The organism is Actibacterium sp. D185-2 (assembly GCF_054954595.1).
This window is the reverse complement of record NZ_JBPWNX010000039.1, coordinates 1-6,216: the sequence shown is the minus strand read 5'-3', so window position 1 is coordinate 6,216 and position 6,216 is coordinate 1. Positions and strand designations below refer to the sequence as shown.

General features: G+C 62.6%; 4 protein-coding genes and 1 pseudogene. 2 read left to right on the top strand and 3 right to left on the bottom strand.

Features of this window, described 5'->3' with window-relative positions; translation table 11 throughout:
* A partial coding sequence (locus ACSR1C_RS20210; protein ID WP_460260817.1) for a right-handed parallel beta-helix repeat-containing protein occupies nucleotides 1-1,174 on the top strand: 1,174 nt, incomplete at its 5' end.
* 38 nt (nucleotides 1,175-1,212) lie between these two features.
* On the opposite strand, the gene ACSR1C_RS20205 is transcribed toward ACSR1C_RS20210, so the two are convergent.
* The gene (locus ACSR1C_RS20205; RefSeq protein WP_460260818.1) at nucleotides 1,213-3,003 is read right to left on the bottom strand and encodes an ABC transporter ATP-binding protein; all 1,791 of its coding nucleotides are present in this window, start codon (nucleotides 3,001-3,003) and stop codon (nucleotides 1,213-1,215) included.
* A 160-nt stretch (nucleotides 3,004-3,163) separates the two neighbouring features.
* Here ACSR1C_RS20205 and ACSR1C_RS20200 point away from each other — a divergent pair, with 160 nt between their 5' ends.
* Entirely contained in the window at nucleotides 3,164-4,105 is a 942-nt protein-coding gene (locus ACSR1C_RS20200; RefSeq protein WP_460260819.1) for a glycosyltransferase family 2 protein, read from the top strand.
* 19 nt (nucleotides 4,106-4,124) lie between these two features.
* On the opposite strand, the gene ACSR1C_RS20195 is transcribed toward ACSR1C_RS20200, so the two are convergent.
* Nucleotides 4,125-5,564 (bottom strand): O-antigen ligase family protein, encoded by a 1,440-nt coding sequence (locus ACSR1C_RS20195; protein WP_460260820.1) that lies wholly within the window; start codon nucleotides 5,562-5,564, stop codon nucleotides 4,125-4,127.
* A gap of 123 nt (nucleotides 5,565-5,687) precedes the next feature.
* A pseudogene (locus ACSR1C_RS20190) lies at nucleotides 5,688-6,216 on the bottom strand (right-handed parallel beta-helix repeat-containing protein); the annotation flags it as partial.

Here is a 6,216-nt window from a genome sequence, read left to right as displayed (position 1 = left end):
CGACCTGGGCGAGGGAAACCTGACCCAGTCGATCTTCATGCGCAACGAACTGGTCGATACCGGCCAGGCCGGCGAAGAGATGTATTACCAGAACGTCGTGATCGAGGGCAACGAGATCTACAACGGCCATCTGCACGGCATCACCGTGGGCGAAACCGCCGGGCTGACCGTCAGCAACAACTCGGTGCTGCATGCCGACGGCAACAGGCCGGACGGGGCCGACGATGAGGTGGAGATCCCGACGATCAACATCAATTCGGCCTCGACCGACGTCACCATCACGAACAATGCCGTGGCAGATATCAACGGATATGCAGAGCAGCCCGACTGGACCGTGAAAGACAATGCCTATGTGCAGGATCAGGATCCCGATGCGCCCGGCTGGTACGAAGACGTCTTTACCGCCGAATCGCTGTCGAGCGAAACCGGCGGACATGCCTATGTGCCGGCCGAGGGCGGTATGCTCGATATGCTGGATGCCGGCGCGGTGCCGACACTGCCGTCCGAAGATTCGACAGATACGGATCCAGAGATCCCTGTCGACGGCGGGCAGGATGACAGCCCACCACCCATCGTTCAGATCAACTACAGCTACGACCTCGATTTCGACGGCACCGATACGTATATCCGCATGTGGAACGGCGCTGAACTGATCGAAACAGGCGATACCCCCGCCGTTCATCTGGACGACAATTCTTTCGTCGGCCTCGGGCGGCTTCCGGACTATGAGGAGTCCGATCAGATCGCCTTTTCCATCGACTTCGCGCATGATGAAACGACCATGGGCAACGAGCGGCTGGTCTGGAACCATATGAAGATCGGCCTGAGCATACATAATGGCGGGCTGATGGTTCATACGGCAACCGCCGACGAAGGGTTCAAGGTCTTCAAGACCGGCGATCTTGGCCTGGACGATACCGAACAGCACCAAGCCGTGGTGATGCTGGACGCGGAGCAGGACCGCCTGCAGGTCTTGCTGGACGGAGATGTCGTTCTGGATGTGGAGGACGGAACGGATTTCGAAATCGTCAACGCGGGCGGCCGGGAATGGGGCTGGACGCTGGGCAATCAGTGGAATCGCAGCTTCGAGGGCGAAATCAGCGATTTCAGCATCGCCGACGAATTCACGTTCGTCGACACCCCCACCTATGACGATGGGCTCGGGCTGATCTGAACCGGTCGGGCCGAGCCGCCTGTGCCCGGCCCCCGGTTCTATCCGATTGCCATTCGCCGGAACCCGTCATGCCTGTCGATCAATTCCTGATAGGTTCCCTCGGCCTGCAGGCGGCCGTTTTCCAGCATCAGGATCTTGTCACAATTCTCGACCGTCGACAGCCGGTGCGCGATCATGATCACGGTTTTCCTGTGGCCCAGGTTGTGCACCGCCTCCATCACCGCACGTTCGGTGACATTGTCGAGCGCCGACGTCGCCTCGTCGAGGATCAGCACATCTGGATCATGATACAGCGCCCGGGCGATGCCGATTCGCTGACGCTGACCGCCTGACAGGCGGACGCCTCGCTCGCCCACCATGGTCTGATACCCCTGTGGCATCTCGCTCATCACGAACTCATGCAGGCTGGCGACGCGGGCGGCGCGTTCCACCGCCGTCATGTCGATCTTGTCGGGGGCCGTCCCGAAGGCGATATTCATCGCCACCGTGTCGTCCGACAGGAAAATATGCTGCGGCACATAGCCCAGGCTTTTCTGCCAGGCCCGGACCCGGTCGGGGGTCACAGCCTCGCCATCAACGCGCAGGGCGCCGGCATCCGGGGTCAGCAGCCCCAGAACGATGTCGATCACCGTGGTCTTGCCCGCCCCGGTGCCGCCGACGATGCCCAGCGTCGAACGGGCCGGGATCACCGCCGAGAAGCCCGCCAGCGTTTCCTTGTCCGCCCCCGGATAGCGGAAATGCAGATCCGCCAGTTCCAGCGACCGGGTCAGGCGCAGCGGCGCCAGGCTGCCATATTGGGCCGGCGGATCCTTGAGCGTGGTCACCACCTCATGCAGCTTGACCAAAGAGGGCATCGAGTAGCGGATCGAACTGAGCAGCGCATAGATCTGCTGCAGCGAGGGAAAGAGCTTTGTCCCCGCCATACCCATCAGCCCCAACAGCGGCAGCAGGTTCGAGATCTCGCCGTCCCGCACGATCAGCATGATCAGAACCATCGCGATGAAGCCGCCATAGACCACCGCCTCCAGCGCGAAGCGCGGCAGCCGGCCGATCACCTGATTGAGGGTCTGATAGCGGACCATCTCTTTCGCGGGCGGGCGGAAGCGCTCCAGGCTTTCCTGCTCCAGCCCCATCACCTTCATTTCCTTAACGCCGCCGGAAATCTCCTGCATCACCTGAAAGCGCTGCCGGTTGGCTTCAAGCCGGCCCGCGCCGATCCGGGCCAGCGGGGTCCGCAGGGCGGCGAAGACCGACAGATAGACCACCCCCAGCAGCAGCACCGCACCGATCGCCACCCCGGGTTCCACCAGGAAGATCGCCCCCGCGATCATGGCCGTCACCAGAATATTGGAAATCAGCAGCACGGCCGGCAGCAGGCTTTCGCGAATCACCAGATCGACCTCGGAAAGCAGCGTCTGGCCGAATTCCGAGGTGTTGCGGCCCAGAAACCAGACATAGGGCTGGGCCAGGTAGCTGTGCAAAAGCCGGGCCGCGATGGAATAGCCCCGCATCATGGAAAAACGGATCTGCGCATAGGTGGCCAGCCCGCGCACCACCATTCCCACCAGGATCACCGCGAAGACAGCCAGCCCCAGCCCGATCGTCACCTCGCGATGGGTCCCGAGGCCGAAAAGATCGGCGAACCAGATGATGGCCGGCTGCGTGTCGATCACCTCGGGTCGGGCCAGGACCGTCATGAAGGGCAGAATGCCCGCCACGCTGGCCATCTCGAACACCGACATCACCACGGTCAGCACCAGCACCAGCGCGAACCTGCGTTTTTCCGGCGGGATCAGCATCTGCCAGATAAGGCGATAAGCCTGAATCATGACCGCCTCCGGTTAAGCTGATCGGAGAAATGGACAGGGAAAAAATCGCGCAATTCAATCATGATGCCACCGTGTAATCCATTCCCCCCAAGCCGAAGCTTGCCCCGCGGAAGCCCTCGTGCCAAGGATAAAACATGATTTTTCAGTCAAGGGATTTTTCGTGCAACCCGAGCCTCTGATAAGCGTCGTCGTTCCCGTCTACAACAGGGCGCATCTGGTCGGGCGGGCGCTTGGCGGCCTCATAACCCAGAGCTATCGCAATCTCGACATCATCGTGGTCGACGACCGGTCGGACGACGATATCGAAGGCGCCATCGCCGCGGTCGGGGACAGCCGCGTCCGGCTGATCCGGCGCGAAAAGAACGGCGGCGCCGCCGCTGCGCGCAATACCGGGGTCGCCGCGGCCCGGGGCGATTACATCGCCTTTCACGACAGCGACGATGTCAGCCTGTTCGACAGGTTCGACAGATCGATGCGGATGCTGCAGGACAATCCCGGCCATATCGGGGTCTATACCGCCTCGATCGCACATATCGACACCCCCGAGGCACAGCACGGCCAGGCCGCCGCCCGGCCGCTGCCGCCGCCGCATCGCAGCCCGCTGAGCGGCGATCTGTTCCGCGAAACGATCCGTGGCAATTTCATCGATCTGCCGACCATGCTGCTGCGCCGACAGGCGGTACTGAATGCCGGCCCCTTCGACGAGCGGCTACGCAACAACGAAGACTGGGATTTCACCCTGCGGCTGACCCGGCAGGGGCCTTTCGCCTTCATCCCGCAGCCGCTTTACATCTTCAGCTATCAGCCGCGCACCGCGGCCGGCAACGACCACCTGTCGCAAAGCACCCAGCATTCGACCCGCAGCTATGTCTATACCACGGGAAAACTGCGCCGCGCCGGATATGGCACACGGGACCTGGGCGGCCATTACGGCAGCATCGCCAGCCTGATGATCCGCAACCATCACCCGAAACCCGCGCGCCGCTATCTGGGCCGGATGATCCGCGACCAGACAAACCTGCGCCGCGCCGCAACGCTTTATGCGTTCAGCTTCGCGCCCGGATTTTACGCCCGGCTCCTGCGGTCGCGCGGAATGTTCTGATCCGCGTTCCAGAGGTCGCTCAGGGCGCCCGGTCGCGCGGCCGTACCGGAAACCGCGAATACAGCCTTTGCGGCGCCTCGGGCCCTGCCCTTTGCCGGTCGTGCGGGCTTCCGCCTTGTGGCGGCCGGCGGCGGTCTTCGTCTTCGGGGGCGACCTCCTCTTCGGGGGCGGGAACGTCCGGTGTGTTCAGAAACCACATGCCCGCCCCGAACAGGAAGAAGACGAAAGAATAGACCGACGACCAGACATGAACCGTGACCAGCGAAAAGGCGAGCCCCACGAAGGTCAGCATCCAGGCCAGGCGCAGCCGCGACAGCCGCGCATCGCCTGAAAAATCCTTGCGCCCGATCAGCACCAGCGCCAGCAGATACCCCCCGGCCAGCAGGGCGAATCCCGGAATACCGTATCGCATGGCCGTCAGAAGCCAGAAATTGTCGACGCTTGCCGCCACCATCCAGGACGGGCGGACCCAGTCGCGCAGGCCCAGACCGAAAACCGGGTTAGAGAGGACGTTCTGTATCCCGAAATCATAGGCCACACTGCGGAAAAAGGCGGTCTGCGGATTGAAAGTGGCGTAGCTCATGAAAACCCGCATCGGGGTGCGGTTGGAGCCAAGATCGATCGCGGCATAGGACAGGACAACCACAATGATCAGCAGCCGCCAAGGCCGCCTGTCCCGGAATATCTGGCCCCAGATCAAAAGCCCGAACTGCAGCATCGCGGCCAGATACGCCCCGCTGGAAAGCGAGAAGAACACGCACAGGATCACCCCGAGGGTCAGCAGATAGCGCCGGGAATTGGCCACCACATCCTTCAACCCGACAAAGGTCAGGGAAATGCCCAGCGTGGCGAAGATCCCGTAAAGAATGGGGTGATCGAACACCATCTGCACCCGGGACAGTCCCAGGCGGCGGTCCATATCGTATTTGCTGAGTGAGCTCACCCCCGGCAGATTGTCGATGAAGGCCATGATCGGCGCCTCGCCGACAATGGCCTCATAGACCGCGAAGGACAGGGTGAGACACAGCAGATAAGCCAGCCAGCGGCAGAGCGCGACAAAATCCGGCACCGACCGGATGCAGGCGCGGGCCAGCAGATAGGCGCCCAGAAATTCGATTGCGTTCGATCCCACATATTGCACGACCTGCGAGGGATTGTTCACGCCGATGGCGACGATCATCCAGCCCACATGCAAAAAGAACAGAACATCGATGGGCAGGATCGGGCCGTATTGTTCGGTAAACAGGCCAATTGTCAGCGGTACGGCCAGCAACAGCAGATACAGGCGCAGGCCGCTCATGGCCAGGCTGCCCAGTTCGAACTCGACCGGCAAAAGCACCAGCAGCAAAAACAGAAACACCGGAAACGGCAACCTTCCGGCAATGGCGCGCCGGCGGCGGGCGGCGGCCCCGTAGCGGGGCTCGATGCGGGGTATCGTAATCTGTTCGCTTACCGCCACGGGGAACATCCTGAACGACCAGGCCGAAGACCGGGCCAGAAAGACCTATTTCCTGAACTATTCCCCCAAGCCATAGTATTTTTCATCCAAAGAGGCGAGCTTTTCCAGCCCCGCATCCCGCATCTAGGGCGCAAAGCGCGCCCGGTCCGCGCCCGGGCGCAGCAGCGGGGCCCCCAGCCCCGGCACATCCGCCGGACCGCCGGGCAGAAAGGCGAAATTGTCAAGCTGACGGGCATCCCCGGTCAGGGCGCCGGCGAACACGGTCTTGTAATATCCCGGCCGGGCCGGGGAAATATCCTGCACCAGCAGATTGCTGCGGATGCTCCAGCCGGAACGGGGACGGGGCAGGGCCGCGGCGATGTTGCGCTCGACCCGGACATCCCGCGATGCCCCCGCGACCTGGATCCGCGGGATCCGCACCTCCATGTTCCGCTCCGCGCCCTGTGCTGCGTTGGGATTGCGCAGCAGGGTATTGCCACTGACGGTCAGCCCGGCGGCCTCGCCCACGGTGATGCCGTGCAGATGGCCGTTCACGATCACGTTGTCCTCGATCACGACGTTGCGGTAATACATCTCTTCGCCGGCCTGGCCGGTATCGACCAGTTCGTTGCGCATGAAGATCGACTGGGTCAGGTTTCCCGCCCCCGAATTC